Annotated in this window: 18 protein-coding genes; 5 read left to right on the top strand and 13 right to left on the bottom strand. The window is 69.8% G+C overall.

Annotation, left to right across the window (positions count from 1 at the left end; translation table 11 throughout):
- Positions 1-9 precede the first annotated feature (9 nt).
- A complete protein-coding gene (locus FRW57_RS02085; RefSeq protein ID WP_152185175.1) occupies positions 10-741 on the bottom strand; it encodes a dienelactone hydrolase family protein in 732 nt (243 codons plus the stop codon).
- Positions 728-1,126 carry a phage holin family protein gene (locus tag FRW57_RS02080; protein ID WP_137121925.1) on the bottom strand — a complete coding sequence of 133 codons (399 nt, stop codon included), beginning with the start codon at positions 1,124-1,126 and terminating at the stop codon, positions 728-730. Before FRW57_RS02080 ends, FRW57_RS02085 begins: the two co-directional genes overlap by 14 nt.
- 84 nt (positions 1,127-1,210) lie before the next feature.
- On the opposite strand from FRW57_RS02080, the gene hisC reads away from it, so the two are divergent.
- Positions 1,211-2,302 (top strand): histidinol-phosphate transaminase, encoded by a 1,092-nt coding sequence (gene hisC, locus FRW57_RS02075; protein ID WP_152185174.1) that lies wholly within the window; start codon positions 1,211-1,213, stop codon positions 2,300-2,302.
- Between the two features lie 140 nt (positions 2,303-2,442).
- Here hisC and FRW57_RS02070 read toward each other — a convergent pair whose 3' ends face one another.
- Positions 2,443-3,081 carry an Ltp family lipoprotein gene (locus FRW57_RS02070; RefSeq protein WP_152185173.1) on the bottom strand — a complete coding sequence of 213 codons (639 nt, stop codon included), beginning with the start codon at positions 3,079-3,081 and terminating at the stop codon, positions 2,443-2,445.
- A 178-nt stretch (positions 3,082-3,259) separates the two neighbouring features.
- The gene (locus FRW57_RS02065) at positions 3,260-4,087 is read right to left on the bottom strand and encodes a phytanoyl-CoA dioxygenase family protein (protein ID WP_137121922.1); all 828 of its coding nucleotides are present in this window, start codon (positions 4,085-4,087) and stop codon (positions 3,260-3,262) included.
- Positions 4,088-4,215: 128 nt separating this feature from the next.
- Between FRW57_RS02065 and FRW57_RS02060 the strand changes: the two genes are divergently transcribed.
- Both FRW57_RS02060 and FRW57_RS02055 read left to right on the top strand, forming a co-directional pair.
- Complete coding sequence (locus FRW57_RS02060; protein WP_137121921.1) at positions 4,216-5,118, top strand: LysR family transcriptional regulator; 903 nt, start codon at positions 4,216-4,218, stop codon at positions 5,116-5,118.
- Between the two features lie 133 nt (positions 5,119-5,251).
- Entirely contained in the window at positions 5,252-5,461 is a 210-nt protein-coding gene (locus tag FRW57_RS02055; protein WP_137121920.1) for a dodecin, read from the top strand.
- Positions 5,462-5,474: 13 nt separating this feature from the next.
- On the opposite strand, the gene FRW57_RS02050 is transcribed toward FRW57_RS02055, so the two are convergent.
- From FRW57_RS02050 to FRW57_RS02035, 4 genes are all read right to left on the bottom strand, one after another.
- The gene (locus FRW57_RS02050) at positions 5,475-6,401 is read right to left on the bottom strand and encodes an RNA polymerase sigma-70 factor (protein WP_137121919.1); all 927 of its coding nucleotides are present in this window, start codon (positions 6,399-6,401) and stop codon (positions 5,475-5,477) included.
- Positions 6,398-7,312: an NAD-dependent epimerase/dehydratase family protein gene (locus FRW57_RS02045; RefSeq protein ID WP_152185172.1), complete on the bottom strand. Its 915-nt coding sequence runs from the start codon at positions 7,310-7,312 to the stop codon at positions 6,398-6,400. The genes FRW57_RS02050 and FRW57_RS02045 overlap by 4 nt, the downstream gene beginning before the upstream one ends.
- 81 nt (positions 7,313-7,393) lie before the next feature.
- The gene (locus FRW57_RS02040) at positions 7,394-8,635 is read right to left on the bottom strand and encodes an RNA polymerase sigma factor (protein WP_202911557.1); all 1,242 of its coding nucleotides are present in this window, start codon (positions 8,633-8,635) and stop codon (positions 7,394-7,396) included.
- The gene (locus FRW57_RS02035) at positions 8,632-9,021 is read right to left on the bottom strand and encodes a YciI family protein (RefSeq protein ID WP_137121917.1); all 390 of its coding nucleotides are present in this window, start codon (positions 9,019-9,021) and stop codon (positions 8,632-8,634) included. Before FRW57_RS02035 ends, FRW57_RS02040 begins: the two co-directional genes overlap by 4 nt.
- 178 nt (positions 9,022-9,199) lie before the next feature.
- On the opposite strand from FRW57_RS02035, the gene FRW57_RS02030 reads away from it, so the two are divergent.
- Positions 9,200-9,832, top strand: a complete 633-nt coding sequence (locus FRW57_RS02030) for a YceI family protein (protein WP_137121916.1) — start codon at positions 9,200-9,202, stop codon at positions 9,830-9,832.
- Positions 9,833-9,953: 121 nt separating this feature from the next.
- Here the strand turns inward: FRW57_RS02030 and FRW57_RS02025 are convergent, their stop codons facing one another.
- From FRW57_RS02025 to FRW57_RS02015, 3 genes are all read right to left on the bottom strand, one after another.
- Positions 9,954-10,784 (bottom strand): arylamine N-acetyltransferase family protein, encoded by an 831-nt coding sequence (locus tag FRW57_RS02025; RefSeq protein WP_137121915.1) that lies wholly within the window; start codon positions 10,782-10,784, stop codon positions 9,954-9,956.
- 8 nt (positions 10,785-10,792) lie between these two features.
- Positions 10,793-11,992: a lanthionine synthetase LanC family protein gene (locus tag FRW57_RS02020; protein ID WP_152185171.1), complete on the bottom strand. Its 1,200-nt coding sequence runs from the start codon at positions 11,990-11,992 to the stop codon at positions 10,793-10,795.
- Positions 11,993-12,084: 92 nt separating this feature from the next.
- A complete protein-coding gene (locus FRW57_RS02015) occupies positions 12,085-12,489 on the bottom strand; it encodes an MmcQ/YjbR family DNA-binding protein (protein WP_238999254.1) in 405 nt (134 codons plus the stop codon).
- Positions 12,490-12,555: 66 nt separating this feature from the next.
- Between FRW57_RS02015 and FRW57_RS02010 the strand changes: the two genes are divergently transcribed.
- Positions 12,556-12,960 (top strand): VOC family protein, encoded by a 405-nt coding sequence (locus FRW57_RS02010; RefSeq protein ID WP_152185170.1) that lies wholly within the window; start codon positions 12,556-12,558, stop codon positions 12,958-12,960.
- Positions 12,961-12,980: 20 nt separating this feature from the next.
- Here the strand turns inward: FRW57_RS02010 and FRW57_RS02005 are convergent, their stop codons facing one another.
- Positions 12,981-13,538: a dihydrofolate reductase family protein gene (locus FRW57_RS02005; protein WP_152185169.1), complete on the bottom strand. Its 558-nt coding sequence runs from the start codon at positions 13,536-13,538 to the stop codon at positions 12,981-12,983.
- A partial coding sequence (locus FRW57_RS02000; protein ID WP_152185168.1) for a class I SAM-dependent methyltransferase occupies positions 13,526-14,191 on the bottom strand: 666 nt, incomplete at its 5' end. The genes FRW57_RS02000 and FRW57_RS02005, both read right to left, overlap by 13 nt.

Below are 14,191 nucleotides of genomic sequence, written 5' to 3'. Positions count from 1 at the left end.
CTGTGTGGCTCAGCCGCCAGCCAGGTGCGCGGCCAGGAAGTCGATCGTCACCTGCCAGGCGGCCTCGGAGGCCTGCGCGTGGTGGAACACCGGGTGCGGGTTGTCGAAGGCGTGCCCGGCGCCCTCGTAGGTCTCGAACCGTGTGGTCGGTCCCGCCACGGCGTCCCGGATCCGCTCCACCGTCTCCTGGTCGATGAAGGTGTCGGCCAGCCCGAAGTGGTGCAGGCTCGGGGTCTGGATCTCCGGCGCGAGGTGCAGCAACTGGGGGATCGCCGAACCGTAGTAGCTGACCAGTGCGTCGGCGTCCTCCCTTGCCGCGACGCTCCACGCCAGGCCGCCGCCGAAGCAGAAGCCGAGCAGGCCGACCCGGTCAACTCCGGGGAGACCGCGCAGGTGGGCAAACGCTGCCTGTCCGTCGGACACGGCGAGGTCCCAGTCGAGCCGACCGACGATCGCCATGGAGTGCTGCAGGAAGTCCGGGTGCGACTCGTCCACGTCGGTGTCGTCGAGACGCCAGTAGATCTCCGGCGCGAGCACGGTGTGGCCGAGCGCGGCCAGGTCGGCGCACCGCGAACGGATGTAGTCGGTGACGCCGAAGATCTCCTGGAAGACGAGGACACCCGCGCCGGAGGCGGTGCCGGGAGCCGGCCGCCAAAGGTGCGCCGGCATCGATCCGTCGGCGGTCGGGACGGGCACGGCCGAGGGCTCCGGGCGCCCGCCCGCGGAGTCAGCGGTGGACATCGTTACCGTCCGGCAGGATGAGGTGCAAGATCATGCTCACGAACGTGATGATGATGCCGCCGAGCACCGCGTCCCAGAAGAACTCGTCGACGTGGAACGCCAGCCTGAGCCCACCCGCTACCCATGACGTCAGCTCGAGCATGGCCGCGTTGATGACCAGCGTGAGCAGCCCCAGGGTGAGGATGATGAAGGGGAAGGCGAAGAACTTCACCACGGGCTTGATGACCGCGTTGATCAGACCGAAGATCACGGCGACCACGAGGATGGTGCCGATCTTGCTGGTCAGCGAGCTGTCGTGGTAATCGAACTCGATGCCCTTGATCACGAGCGCAGCGACCCAGAGGGCGACTGCGTTGACCAGGACCTTGATGGCGAACGATTTCATGCGCCCATCGTGACAGGTGAAACCCCCCTCGAGGTGGCGGTGGGCCTTGGCTCACCGGGTGGGCGGTCGCAATACAGTGCAGGTATGAGCTCTCCCGATGGCAAGGTCCGTCTGCGCAGCACCTTGGACGCGGTGCCCGCCTACAAGCCGGGCAAGCCCGCCGCTGAGCGCGAAGGCATCACGGCCTACAAGATGAGCAGCAACGAGAACCCCTACCCGCCGTTGCCCAGCGTCGTGGAGGTCCTGCGTGACGCTGCCGGCCTGGTGAACCGCTATCCCGACATGTCGGTGAGTGCGCTGACCGGTTCGCTCGCCCAGCACCTCGGCGTTCCCGTCGAACACCTCGCCACGGGCACCGGCAGCGTGGGAGTGCTGCAGCAACTCATCCAGATCACCTGCGAGCCGGGCGACGAGGTGGTCTACGCCTGGCGGTCGTTCGAGGCCTACCCGATCGTGGTCGCACTGTCGGGCGCGACCTCGGTGCAGGTGCCGCTCGACGCCGACGCGCGTCACGACCTGCCCGCCATGGCTGCCGCGATCACCGACAAGACGCGGCTGATCCTCGTGTGCACCCCCAACAACCCCACCGGGCCGGCCGTGCACGCCGACGAGCTCGACACCTTCCTCGGGAAGGTGCCGTCCGATGTGCTGGTGGTCATCGACGAGGCCTACCTCGAGTTCGGGCGCGACGAGCGGGTGCCCGACGCGCTGGCCCTCTACCGCGCGCATCCCAACGTGGCGGTGCTGCGCACCTTCAGCAAGGCCTACGGGCTCGCCGGGCTGAGGGTGGGGTATGCCGTGGCGCAGGAGCCGGTCGCGACAGCACTCCGCAAGGCGGCCGTGCCGTTTGGCGTGACCGACCTGGGCCAGCGCGCCGCCATCGCGAGCTTGCGGGCCTACGACGAGCTGGCCGAACGCGTGGATGCGCTGGTCCTCGAACGCGACCGGATGTGGAAGGCGCTGCGCGGCCAGGGCTGGGAGTTGCCCGAGACGCAGGCCAACTTCGTCTGGCTGCCACTCGGTGAGGACACCATGGACTTCGCCGCCGCAGCGGACGAGGCCGGTTTGACCGTGCGGCCCTTCGCCGGCGAGGGGTGCCGCTGCTCGGTGGCCGAGACCGAGGCCAACGACCGGCTGATCGAGGTGGCGGCAGCCTTCCGCGACCGCCGCGGCTGATCCTGCAGCGGGCCGGCCACAGCGGCGTTGGCCGTGCGCAGGCCGTCACTGCACACTGCGATGGGCTTGCTGATGGATCGCCTCGGTTCGAGCCGAGGACTGGCTCAGCGCCTCGCCAAGGCATCAGGTCCGAGTCGGAGTCAGAGACGGGTCTGGGCCACCCCGTAGGTGGCCTGTGCGGTGGTGAAGCCATCGAACTCGAGCTGGTCGACCAGACCGCTGCGAGAGAACGACGTGTACTCCAGGTACTCCTTGGCCTTGAGCGCCGCCTGCTTGTTCCAGTCGACGTGTGCGGCGTCGACCCCATACGTGGCATCGCTGGTGTTGAACCCCTCGAACTTCAGCTGGTCGATCAGACCGCTGCGAGAGAACGACGTGTACTCCAGGTACTCACCGGCCTTGTCGCGAGCATTTCTCTGGGAAGCCGTCTCCCCGGAGGTGTCGACCGCAGCGGGCTTGTCCTCGACCGCGGGCGCCTGGGGCGCGGCGGCCTTGACCTTGACGGTGACCGTCTTGGTGGTGACCGGACCGGGGACCTTGATCGTCTTGGTGGTGACCGGACCGGGGACCTTGACCGTCTTGGTGGTGACCGGACCGGCGGCCTCGGCGGGTTCGGTCACGGTTGGCCCGGGGACCGAAATCGTCTTGGTGACGGTCGGGGCCGGTTCAGCGGCAGCCGGTGCGGCCGGGGAGTTGCCCGCCGCCCCGATACCGACGCCGACGAACAGCAGCGCAGCTCCGGCGACGCCGTTGATGACCTTGGACTTGGTGGTACTCATCAGTGGCGTCTCTTCTTCCGGCGTGCGTGCGGTGCGGTGAGTTCTAGGGCGGTCGGTCGACTTGCCCCGGACCGAGGCTAGATCTCCTGCTCGCACCGCCACATCGGCCGAACGGCCCATTTCGTCCATACGGTCCCGGGGATTGGCAGCCACCCTTGGTCTCCCGGCGGCGGGGACCTCAGGCGGTCTCGCGCAGGACGGGGAAGAGCGGGTGGTCCATGGGCGATCCGCCGGGCAGCTCGTCCTCGAGGCCGTCGAACTGCGGGGAGGTGACCCAGCGGCGTGGGGCATGCACCATGTCGTCGCCGAGGAACCGCAACGAGAACGCGCGGCGTCGCGAGGTGCCGGGTACGCCATACGAGTGGTGCAGGGTGAGCATGTGGAAGAACACGGCGTCCCCCGGCTCCATGGCCCAGCCGCGGATGTCGTGGGCGCCGCGATCGGCCTCGACGTCGGGCAGGTCGTTCAGCGAGCCCTCGGGGAACCACTTGGCCTCGTTGGTCATGAAGGAGCGCGGCATCAGCCAGCCCTGACGGTGTGACCCGGACAGGAACTCCAGCGTCGACTCGGCGGGCACGGAGTCGACCGGCGCCCACATCGAGCAGTTGGCGAAACCGTCGACGTTGTAATAGGGCTGGTCCTGGTGCCACGGCGTCTCCTGCCGGGTGCGTGGCTCCTTCACCAGCACGTGGTCGTGGTAGAGGCGCACCTGACGGCTGGCGGTGAGTGCCGCAGCGACGTCGGCCGCACGTGAGCTGAAGGCGATCTGCCGCAATTCCTCGATCCGCTGCCAGTTGCAGAAGTCCTCGACGAAGCTGCCCGGGTCGGTGTCGCTGCTGGCCACCTTGAAGCGGGGGCTGGGGTCGGCGAGGACCTTCTCGATGCCCTGCTCGATGGTGGCGACCTCGTCAGGGCTGAACAGACCTCGCACGAGGACCGACCCCGTCTCGGCGAATTCGGTCACGGAGGCGTCGTCGATGACGGATGCGGGGTGGGGAGCGGTCATGGTCACTATGGTCATCCTTCGTGCTCTCGGGGCGGACGACCTCAGCGTGACAGAAGCGAGCGGGCAGGAAAAGTGGCCATTTACATCCGTAGCGTTCGATAAAAGCGAACACTCACTATGCTGGGCGCGTGTCCGCCTCCGAGCTCAGTCTGCGCCACCTCGCGGCGGTCGTCGCGATCGAGGAGGAGGGTTCCTACCGGCGTGCCGCGGAGCGCCTCGGCTACTCTGCTGCTGCGATCACCAGCCAGGTCGCGACACTCGAAAAGGCTTTGGGCGCGCGGGTGTTCGACCGCCGCGGCGGTCCACGAGCAGCTGTGTTGACCGCGGCCGGCAGGGAGGTGCTCGCGACCGCACGGGAGATGTTGGCCGCTGCCGACCTGCTCGACGTGCGAGTCGCCTCGGTGCGGGAGGGCGCCTGGGGACGTCTGGCGATCGGCACCTTCCAGTCGGTGTCGGCGAGACTGCTCCCGGGCATCCTCAGCGAGGTCCGGCGGGAGCGTCCAGAGGTCGAGGTCAGTGTCCTCGAGAGCGACGACAACGAGGTCCTGACCAGGGCGCTGCGCAGCTCCCGGCTCGACGTGAGCTTCCTGGTCGGCCCCGTCGAGTCCGACGAGCTGGTCGTCCACGAGATCGTGCGCGACCCGTTCGTCGCGATGGTGCCGGTCGACGACCCGGCGCGCGACGTGCTGCCGATCAGCGAGGTCGCGCGACGTCCCGTCATCGGGCACGACCACTGCGTGTGCCATGACCTGGCCGAACAGGGCTTCGCCGCCGCGGGCATCCGACCGTCCTACGCCTTCCGCAGCAACGACAACGCGGCGGTGCAGGCGATGGTGCGCGCCGGGATCGGGACGGCGGTGATGCCCGCGCTGTCGGTGAACATGGCCGACCCGGGGGTGCGGGTGCTGCAGATCGAACCGGCTCTGCCCTTCCGCAGCATCCTGCTCGCGCACCTCGCGCAGGGCCCGCCGCCCACCGCGCTCGACTTCGTCACCCGGACCCGGACTGCTGTGGCAGCGCTGGGCATCTAGCGGGTGGGCAACCTGGCAGCCCTTCCCTGGCCGTGGACAAGATCGCGGGGGCACGGTGAAATGGCCGGGTCAGCATCGATGAGCAGGTCGAGCAACCACGTCGAGCAACCACGTCGAGCATCCGGGAGAGCCCATGTCCACGCACACCTACCGCGTCACCGAGATCGTCGGCACGTCCCAGGACGGCGTCGACGACGCCATCCGCAGCGGGCTGCAGCGGGCGTCGGCGACGGTCCGCAACCTGGACTGGTTCGAGGTGACCCAGATCCGTGGGCACCTCGAGGACGGGCAGGTCGAGCACTACCAGGTCGGGATGAAGGTCGGGTTCCGCATCGACGAGTGACGGCCGTTCGGGCTCAGTCCTTGGACGACCGGCGGGCCCGCTTCACCTCGCTGTCGAGCGCCCAGGCGTCCGCCACGGGACCCAGGTGCCCGAGCTTGTCGGGGTTGATCACCGAGCGGATCATCTGGATCTGCCCGTCGAGCACGTCCAGCGTCAACGTGCCGATGACCTTGGCGTCCCGATCGCGCAGGATCGCACCCGGGTGCCCGTTCAACGTGTGCGCCTCCACCCTCGCGTCGATCCGGGTCAGCCATGGGAAGGTCGAGGCAAGGACTCGCGCGACGTTGTCGGCACCGATCACACCTCGAGCAAATGCCGGCGCCTTCCCCCCGCCGTCGCCCACCATCTGCACGTCGGCGGCCAACAACCGCCTCAATCCGTCGACATCGCCATTTCGGAGCGCCTCGAAGAAGCGTGCCGCAAGCTCCTCACGTTCGCGGCGGTCCGCCTCGAACCGAGGGCGCCCGAGGTCCATGTGACGCCGTGCCCTGGTCGCGAGCTGGCGGCACGCTGCCTCGGAGCGCTCGACGGCCACTGCGACCTCGGGAAAGCCGAACCCGAACACCTCCCGCAGCACGAAGACGGCCCGCTCGAGCGGGGTGAGCCGCTCGAGCAGCAACAGGGCCGCCGTCGACACGGAGTCGGCCAGCTCCGCCGAGCGCTCCGGGTCGTCATACGGATCGTTGACCAACGGCTCGGGAAACCACGGCCCGACGTACGTCTCCCGTCGGACGCGCGCCGAACGCAGCACGTCGATGGAAACCCTCGTGACCACCGCCGACAAGAAGGCCCTGGTCGACGTGGGCCGGGTCGAGGAGGTCGCATAGCGCATCCACGTCTCCTGGACCGCGTCCTCGGCCTCAGCCACGCTGCCGAGGATGCGGTAGGCGATCGCGAACAGCAGGGGTCGCAGCTCCTCGAACTCCTCTGCCTGCGTCATCGGAGGGTTTCCTTGAAGCCCTGTCGCCACGAGGGGTATTGCGGCTCCCAGCCGAGCTCCCGCTTTGCCTTGGCGTTGGAGAAGGCACGCCCTTCGACCATCACGCCCGCCATCATCTCGCCGGCCAGCAGCCTGGCCAGCCAGTAAGGGACCCGACGCGGAGGCTTGGCCCCCGCGCACTCGGCGAGATAGGGCAGCCACTCGCTGACCGGTGCCGGTTCGTCATCGACGATGTTGAACACGCCCCTCGCCTTCTGCTCCACCGCAAGGACCGTAGCGCTCGCCGCGTCGTCAACGTGCACCCAGGAGAAGTACCCGCTGCCGGCCCCGACGAGAGGGACCAGGCGCTTCCGCACGAGCCGGACCTGGTCCTCGTTGGCGCACGGCCCGTAGAAACCGCCGTAGCGCAGGACCGCGCCGCCGGCTCTGACGACCACCTCCTCGAGATGGCGGATCGCCCTCGTGCCCTCCACGACTTCCAGACCGTCCTCCTCGCTCTTCACCCACCCGCCCTGGCGGACGCCGTTCATGCTGGCGTGCCCCTGGGCGACGACGTGGGGAACGCCGGCCGCCTCGGCCGCGGCCAGGAGATGGTCGGTCCCCTCGCTGCGCAGCCGATTGGTGGTGGCGAAGAAGTGAGCGGGCCTCCTGGGGTTGGGCTTGCCGGCGTGTGCCACGGACAGGGCCGTCATCTCGTTCACGATCGTGTCCGGCTGCGCGCGGGCCACCGCCTCGCCCACCGAGGCCGCATCCAAGCCGTCCATCACGATGCCCTCGGCACCCAACCCCTCCAGCTGCGCCAGCTTGCCGGTGCTCGTCGTGGTGGCGACCACCTGATGGCCACGGCCCACCAGCTGCTCCACCAGACGACGCCCGACGACCCCGGTCCCACCTGCCACGAACACTCGCATCTCGTCACGCTCCCGTTTCGCTGCTTGCCTGTCACCATCGAAGACGAGGCAGCGCGGCAGCCTGTGACATCCGGGTGCTCGTCACCCCAGGGTGTGGCGCCGGTGTTGGAGGAACCTGCGGAGTGCGGGTTCGGTCGTCAGCGAGATCGCCCGCTCGTAGGCGAGGGCGGCCTCCTGGCGGCGTCCGCTCTGGAGGAGGAGTTGGGCACGGGTGGCCCAGGCAGGCTGGAATCGTTCGACCAGTGGATCGTCGATGCCTTCGAGCTCGCCCAGCCCGGCGTCCGGCCCGTCGACCCGTGCGCGGGCGGCCGCCAGGGCGACCCGGGCTCCGAGCGTCGGCGCGACCCTGGTGAGCGCCTCGGTGAGCTGCAGGACCCCCTGCCAGTCGATCCGGTCGTCATACCGGCGTGCGGCGTGAGCCTCCTGGAGGGCAGCCTCGAGCTGGAAGCGGCCGATGGGTTCCTTCGTTCGCGCGCGGATCTGCGTTGCCCCGCGCAGTAGTCGTTCGCCGTCGGTGATCAGTGCGGGATCCCATTGGGTCATGTCCTGGTCGTCCAGGGGCACGAAGACGCCGTCGACCTCACGCGCGTCCGCCCGCGCCGCGGCGAACGAGATCAGCGATGCGAGACCGCAGGCCTCCGCATCGTCGAGCAGCGAGGCGAGCAGGACCGCCAGGTAGCGGGCTTCGTCCGCCAGCGAGGTGCGCTCCTGAGCGCCCGCGACCTGCCACTGGATCGCGTAGGCGCCGTAGATGGCCTCCAGGACCGCGGCGCGGCGGGCAGGGAGCTCGGCGCGTGACGGCACCGCGAACGGGATTCCCGCCTCACGGACCCTCCGCTTGGCCCGCACGAGGCGTTGCGCCATGGTCGCGCGGGGCAGGGCGAACGCCGCGGCGACGGCAGCGGCATCGAGCCCGAGCACCGTGTTGAGCATGAGGGGCGTGCGAATGCCGGGGTCGATGGCCGGGTGGGCGCACACGAAGAGCAGTTCCAGCCGCTTGTCGGGAATGGCTTCGGGGTCGACCGACATGATCACGGCGATGCGGCGGTCCACTGCATCGATCGGCACCGAGGTGCGCGCGGCCGCCGAGCCCTGTGCGTCGCGGGCGCGATTCCGCGCCACGGTGAGCAACCAAGCCTCCGGGCGATCTGGCACGCCTCCGGTGGGCCAGGTCCGCAGCGCGCGTTCGAACGCGTCGGCGAGCACGTCCTCGGCGAGGGCGAGATCACGTGTGGATGCCGCGAGGAGGGCAAGCAAGCGCCCGTAGGAGGTGCGGGCGAGCTCCGCCGCCCGCACCTGCACGTCGCTCAGGTCCCCCGTCATTCGCCGGGGAAGGTCCACTGCGTCCAGGCGCCGTCGACGAATCGGGTCGCAGTCGGACGGATCTCGACATCGCCGTAAACGGCAGACGGAGCCTGCTCCGCCCAGGCGAGCGCGGCATCCAGGTCCGGCACCTCGATCACGAAGGTGCCTCCGAGCTGCTCCTTCGTGTCGGCGAACGGGCCGTCCTGGACGAGCAGCTCGCCCGTCTTGCGGCTGATGGTCGTCGTCGCCGAGCTCGGGGCAAGGACCTCCGCAGACAGCAACGCGCCGGCGTCGTCGAGGGCCTTCGCGTAGGCGTCGAAGGCGGCCATCCCCTCGGTCAGGGCGTCCTCACCGAGCTCTTCGGCAGTCATCTCCGGGTAGTGCAACAGCAGCGTGTAACGCATGGGCTCATCCTTCCTCGTCGCGGGCGGTTCGTGGAGATGACGATTCAGGCCGCCGCCGATCGACACCGGCGTGCACAAAGAAAGTGATCATCGAGGGAATAGTTGAACAATCAACTAAGTTGAGGGAGTGTCAGCACGCAGACCCGCACCCGGGTCACACCAAACAAGGAGTCTTCACATGGCACTGTTCCGTCGCAACCGCACCGCCCGTCCCGACGCCACCACGACGGTGGCCCCCAAGCGTGCCGAGTTGCCCTCGGCCGACGAGCTCGCCGGGCGCTGGACCCTCGACCCGGCGCACACCCGCATCGGCTTCTCGACCAAGCACGCGATGGTCACCACCGTGCGCGGCCAGTTCAACGACTTCGACGGCACCGCCCAGATCGACGCGTCGAACCCGGCCGCGTCGTCGGCTTCGGTCACCATCAAGACCGCCAGCATCGACACGCACTCGGCGGACCGTGACGGCCACCTGCGGTCGGCCGACTTCTTCGAGGTCGAGACCTACCCCGAGATCACCTTCATCTCGACCGACGTCTCCCGCGTGGACGCCTCGACCTGGCGGGTCACCGGGGACCTGACGATCAAGGACGTCACCAAGCCGGTGACCATCGACTTCGAGGCGAGCGGCACCGCGCGTGACCCGTTCGGCAACCTGCGCGCCGGTTTCGAGGGCAGCGCCACGATCAACCGCAAGGACTGGAACCTCAGCTGGAACGCGGCCCTCGAGACGGGCGGCGTGCTGGTGAGCGAGAAGGTCAAGCTCGAGTTCGAGGTTTCGGCGATCGCCGTCGCGACGCAGGACGCCTGAGCTCTCCGCACGACCTCCGCTCCAGCGGTCGCCGCGTCCCCCGACGGTCTGTTGTCGCTGTCGGGGGACGGCCCTGGGGTTTCGCTGCAGTAGCTACCGGGCGCGGGTCCGGGTCTGGTGGCTACGAGCCCGGTGCCCCCAGCGTGGCGAGCAGGCGCACCCGCTCGTCGGGCGTCAGGCCTGTCGCAAGCGTCTCGAGCCACTCCTCGACCTCGCCGTCGCCCAACGGCCGGTGCTCGGTCGGCGCGCCGGGTCTGCGCACGGTGAGTGAGTCGCCGGTCACGGTGACGTGCCGGCCGGGAAGGTGCTTGGCGACCATCAAGCCAGTGGTGAAGTGCGAGCCCGGGTAGGTGCTGGTGTAGTGGTGTCCCATGCGGACGTCGACCGGCTTCACCTCCAGCTCGTCGGTGGTGTGAGTGACCTGCCAGCCGTCTTCCCGCGCCCGGTCGAGCGCCCAGGCGCCGTCATCGGTGCGACGCAGTCGGTGGCGCCAGCCCGGCGGGTAGTCGTCCTCGGCTCCGTCGATCATCGAGATCGGTCGCAGCAGGCTCATCCCGAAGCCGGGGTCGCACAGCAGCCGCTCGCCGTCGAGGACCACCTCGACGACCATGTGCGTGCGTCCTTGCTGGGCGCCGGCCTCGGGGTCGCCGACTCGCCCCAGATGGCGCCGGACCCGGTAGCCGAGCCGCTCCAGGGCGGCCGCGACGAGCGTGGAGTGCTCGAAGCAGTAGCCGCCTCGTCCGCGGCCGATGAACTTGTCCTGTATGGCGTCCAGCCCGACACCGGGGTGGTCACCGAGGAGCACGTCGATGTTGTCGAAGGTGAACGTGTGCACGTGCGCCTCGTGCAGTTCGTCGAGTGCCGCCCTGCTCGGCTGCCGCGCGGCGATGCCGAGCCGGCGCAGGTAGCCGTCCAGGTCGAGCCGGTCGATCTGCCAGGGGTCGGATGACATGGGACCAGTCAATCGCGGCCGGCTGGCTCGGTCGGTGGGTGGTCCGGCCAGGTGACGGCGTAGCCGGGGGCGCCACCGCCCCGGAGCCGCGCGTACCGCATCAGCTCCCGGGCGATCCCGGCGTTGCCCATCGCCCAACCAGGCTCGGGTTCCAACTCGCTCGGCGTGACCCGGTGCTCGAAGTTGGACCATCTGGCACCAGCCTCGTCGACGGTCGCTCGAGCGGCGAGGTCGTCGACGAGTACCTCGGCGAAGCCGACGTCGTCACCGCGCTCGACCAGGCGGTCGCAGGCCAAGGCCAACACCCCGGCCGTGCCGCAGCACCGACCACTGTTGTCCCAGAAGCCCGGTCGGATCCGGGTGGGCAGCCCGGACCGTCTGATGGTGTGCCAGCAGCGATCCACGAGCACCGTCCACCGGTGGTCCCCGGTGATCCGGGCCAGCAGGCGAAACACCTGGGCGTCACCGGCGGGTCCGTTGCACCAGCCATAGCTGTAGCGCTCGATCAGCTCGGGACGGTGCGGCGGGTCGGAGTGCGGGACCAGGAAGCCCTCCGGGCCGGCCTCGTTGCGGCTGACCACGTCGGCGGCTCCGGTCAGCGCCATCGCGACCAGGTCCTCGCGGCCGGCTGCGTCCCCGATCGCGGCCAGCGCATAAGCGATCCCCAGCGTGCCGTGCGCAACGTGGTGCGACCGCGGTGCCGTGGGGCGCACCGCCCAGTTGACCCCACCTGCAGTGGGATCCGCGGAGGTCAGGTAGGGCGTGACCGCCGCCACGGCGAGATCGACGTCACCCGCGAGCAGGGCGCCGAGCCCGATGCCGGCATTGCCCTGGAGCAGCTCGAACATCTGGTTCCAACGCTCCCCGTCGAATCCATCCCGGACCCGGTGGAGCGCACGGTCGGCGGCCTCGTCCCGGCCCAGTGCGCGCAGGGCGACGGCGATGCCGGCGAGCCCGCCATAGAGCGAGCAGTCCTCCAGACTGTCGAGCATCCCGGTCAGCCGGTCGGCTCCCCGCTCGGCGGCGCGCGCATAGCGGTCCTCATCGAAATGGTGGTGCGCCTCGTGCAGTATCAGGACCACTCCGGCCAGTCCGCTGTAGAGCGACGGATCCTCCGACTCCGGCGACGGCCCGTCCACCAGCCAGTCCACCGCTCCGCGGGCGAGGCGCGCCGCCTCCGACGCCCTCGACTCTCCCGCTTCCGGCATGTGACGAGATTACGACGGGCTCCGCATGCCGCGCGTCGCGTATGCCGTCCGGGTGCCCGACCATCTCGCGGGCGAATCCGCACGTCGCGGAGTCAGCCCTCGGGCGCGTCCGGCCGCTCGACGAGGCGGGCCAGGTGGGCAGGGGCCTGGAGGCAGTAGGAGTCGGTGAGCAGCTCCGCGAGCTCCTGCCAGTCGGTGTCCGGGTCGAGGTAGACGCCGACGACGTTGCGGCCCCACTCGCTGCGGAAGTACGGCGGGCCCAGGTGCTCCAGCGCCATGACCTCGTCGGCGTCGGCGCGGAAGGTGATCCGGAACACCTGGTCCTCGCCGCCGAACACGTGCGCCACGGTCGCCTGGCCGACGCGCCAGCGCACACCGACCCAGGCGTCCTCGCGATGGCAGCGTGGGAACGACTCCAGCACGGCGCCGATGCGCTCCACCCACGCTTCGGGAACCAGGGGACGCTCGGCCACACCGACGATCTTGGCACTGGGCACCGACAGGACCCGGAAGCCGTGAATATCAGGACGAAACCTGACCGGAAAGCGCCCTACCGTGGCCGCATGGACATGAAATTGGAACTGGTGAGCGTCCCGGTCAGCGACATCGACCGGGCCAAGGACTTCTACGTCAAGGCCGGCTTCAACGCCGACCACGACCACACCGTCAGCGACGAGATCCGCTTCGTGCAGCTGACTCCGCCCGGGTCGGCATGCTCGATCGCGATCGGCAAGGGCCTCACCGCGATGACCCCCGGGTCGCTGGACAACCTGCAGATGGTGATCGGCGACGCCGAGGCGGTCCGTGCGGAGCTGGCCGGGCGCGGCATCGAGGTCAGTGAGGTGGACGAGCAACCGTGGGGCCGGTTCGTCCATTTCTCGGACCCGGACGGCAATCGCTGGGCGCTGCAGGAGCTGCCCGCATGGTCCGCGGGCGCGGGCGGCAGTGGCGAGAACCGGGGCGGCTGAGTCAGTCCGACGCGGGCAGATCAGACGCAGCGGTAGTGGAGGTGGACGACACCGCCGGCGAAGGGGCGCTCGTGGACCAGCTGGAGCCGAGCGCGCACTCCGCGGGGCAACGCGCCCTTCCCGCCGCCGACGATGACGGGGTTGAGGAAGAGGTGGCATTCGTCGACGAGGCCCGCAGCCATCGCCTGGCCGGCGAGCTCCGCACCACCGATGCTGAGATCGGCTGGCGAGGCCTCCTTGAGCCGATGCACCGCGGCGGGGTCGAACTCGCGCTCGATGCGCGTCCGTGCGCTCGCGACCGACCGGAGCGTCCGGGAGTAGACGACCTTGTCGGCCGCCCGCCACAGCTGCGTGAAGTCGCGGTCCTCGGGAGGCTGGTCCGGGCCGGTGTCGGCCGTCTCCCAGAAGACCATGGTGTCGTACATCCGCCGCCCGTACAGGTAGGTGCCGATCGGCCGCTCGAGCTCGTTGACGGCCGCCATCACCTCGGCGTCCGGCTCGGCCCAGTCGAACTGCCCCTGCTCGTCCTCGACGTAGCCGTCCAGCGACGTGATCGCCGAGTAGATCAGCCTGGCCATGTGGTCCCCCTCCGGGTGCGAGTGCGAGTGCGAGTGCGGGTGCGGGTGCTCGTCGTCGAAGGGCGAACGGTGAGCAACAGTGTGCGGCCCTCGAGCCGGACCTGCGCGCCGAGGACGCGGCCGAGCCCCTCGAACAGACGCGCGCGGACGTCCGGTGCGGCCACGGCATACTGGGACGTGGTGGCCAGCAGCGTGAAGTAGTCATCCACGGGGAGAGCCCAGTCCCAGTAGTAGTGGGAGGCGGAGGTCTCCCCGAGGAGGGGCTCGGCACCGATCTCGTCCTCGGCCCAGCTCGTCAGGCTGCGCTCGTCGTCGATGTCGGGCACCAGGCCCGGGCCATCGACACGGTAGAGGCCGCGCACGGCGCCGAGGTCGTGGGCCTGCGGGTCGAGCCGCCAGCCGTTCCAGCACAGGAAGGCGACGCCGTCCGGCGCCAGCAGGCCGGCCAGCCGCGACCACCGGGTCTGCGGGTCCGCCCAGTGGAAGGACTGCGCCGCGACCACGACGCCGAACGACCCGGCGCCAGGGGAGAGGTCTTCGAAGGTGGCCTGCCGCGGCTCGACTGCGGCCTGCCGCCCCTCGTCCGCCAACCGGCCCGCGAGCACCCTCAGCATGTCCGCCGACGGCTCGACCGCCACGACGCGCGCGCCGCG

It is taken from the genome of Segeticoccus rhizosphaerae (genome assembly GCF_009192725.1).
GTDB lineage: Bacteria > Actinomycetota > Actinomycetes > Actinomycetales > Dermatophilaceae > Segeticoccus > Segeticoccus rhizosphaerae.
Note: the sequence above shows the minus strand (reverse complement) of the source record. Positions and strands in the feature narration are given on the sequence as shown.

Bases quoted from the DNA above. Each gene is read 5' to 3' on its own strand.
- FRW57_RS02085 (WP_152185175.1), bottom strand. From the start codon at position 741: ATGTCCACCGCTGACTCCGCGGGCGGGCGCCCGGAGCCCTCGGCCGTG.
- FRW57_RS02080 (WP_137121925.1), bottom strand. From the start codon at position 1,126: ATGAAATCGTTCGCCATCAAGGTCCTGGTCAACGCAGTCGCCCTCTGG.
- hisC (WP_152185174.1), top strand. From the start codon at position 1,211: ATGAGCTCTCCCGATGGCAAGGTCCGTCTGCGCAGCACCTTGGACGCG.
- FRW57_RS02070 (WP_152185173.1), bottom strand. From the start codon at position 3,081: ATGAGTACCACCAAGTCCAAGGTCATCAACGGCGTCGCCGGAGCTGCG.
- FRW57_RS02065 (WP_137121922.1), bottom strand. From the start codon at position 4,087: ATGACCGCTCCCCACCCCGCATCCGTCATCGACGACGCCTCCGTGACC.
- FRW57_RS02055 (WP_137121920.1), top strand. From the start codon at position 5,252: ATGTCCACGCACACCTACCGCGTCACCGAGATCGTCGGCACGTCCCAG.
- FRW57_RS02050 (WP_137121919.1), bottom strand. From the start codon at position 6,401: ATGACGCAGGCAGAGGAGTTCGAGGAGCTGCGACCCCTGCTGTTCGCG.
- FRW57_RS02045 (WP_152185172.1), bottom strand. From the start codon at position 7,312: ATGCGAGTGTTCGTGGCAGGTGGGACCGGGGTCGTCGGGCGTCGTCTG.
- FRW57_RS02040 (WP_202911557.1), bottom strand. From the start codon at position 8,635: ATGACGGGGGACCTGAGCGACGTGCAGGTGCGGGCGGCGGAGCTCGCC.
- FRW57_RS02035 (WP_137121917.1), bottom strand. From the start codon at position 9,021: ATGCGTTACACGCTGCTGTTGCACTACCCGGAGATGACTGCCGAAGAG.
- FRW57_RS02030 (WP_137121916.1), top strand. From the start codon at position 9,200: ATGGCACTGTTCCGTCGCAACCGCACCGCCCGTCCCGACGCCACCACG.
- FRW57_RS02025 (WP_137121915.1), bottom strand. From the start codon at position 10,784: ATGTCATCCGACCCCTGGCAGATCGACCGGCTCGACCTGGACGGCTAC.
- FRW57_RS02020 (WP_152185171.1), bottom strand. From the start codon at position 11,992: ATGCCGGAAGCGGGAGAGTCGAGGGCGTCGGAGGCGGCGCGCCTCGCC.
- FRW57_RS02010 (WP_152185170.1), top strand. From the start codon at position 12,556: ATGGACATGAAATTGGAACTGGTGAGCGTCCCGGTCAGCGACATCGAC.
- FRW57_RS02005 (WP_152185169.1), bottom strand. From the start codon at position 13,538: ATGGCCAGGCTGATCTACTCGGCGATCACGTCGCTGGACGGCTACGTC.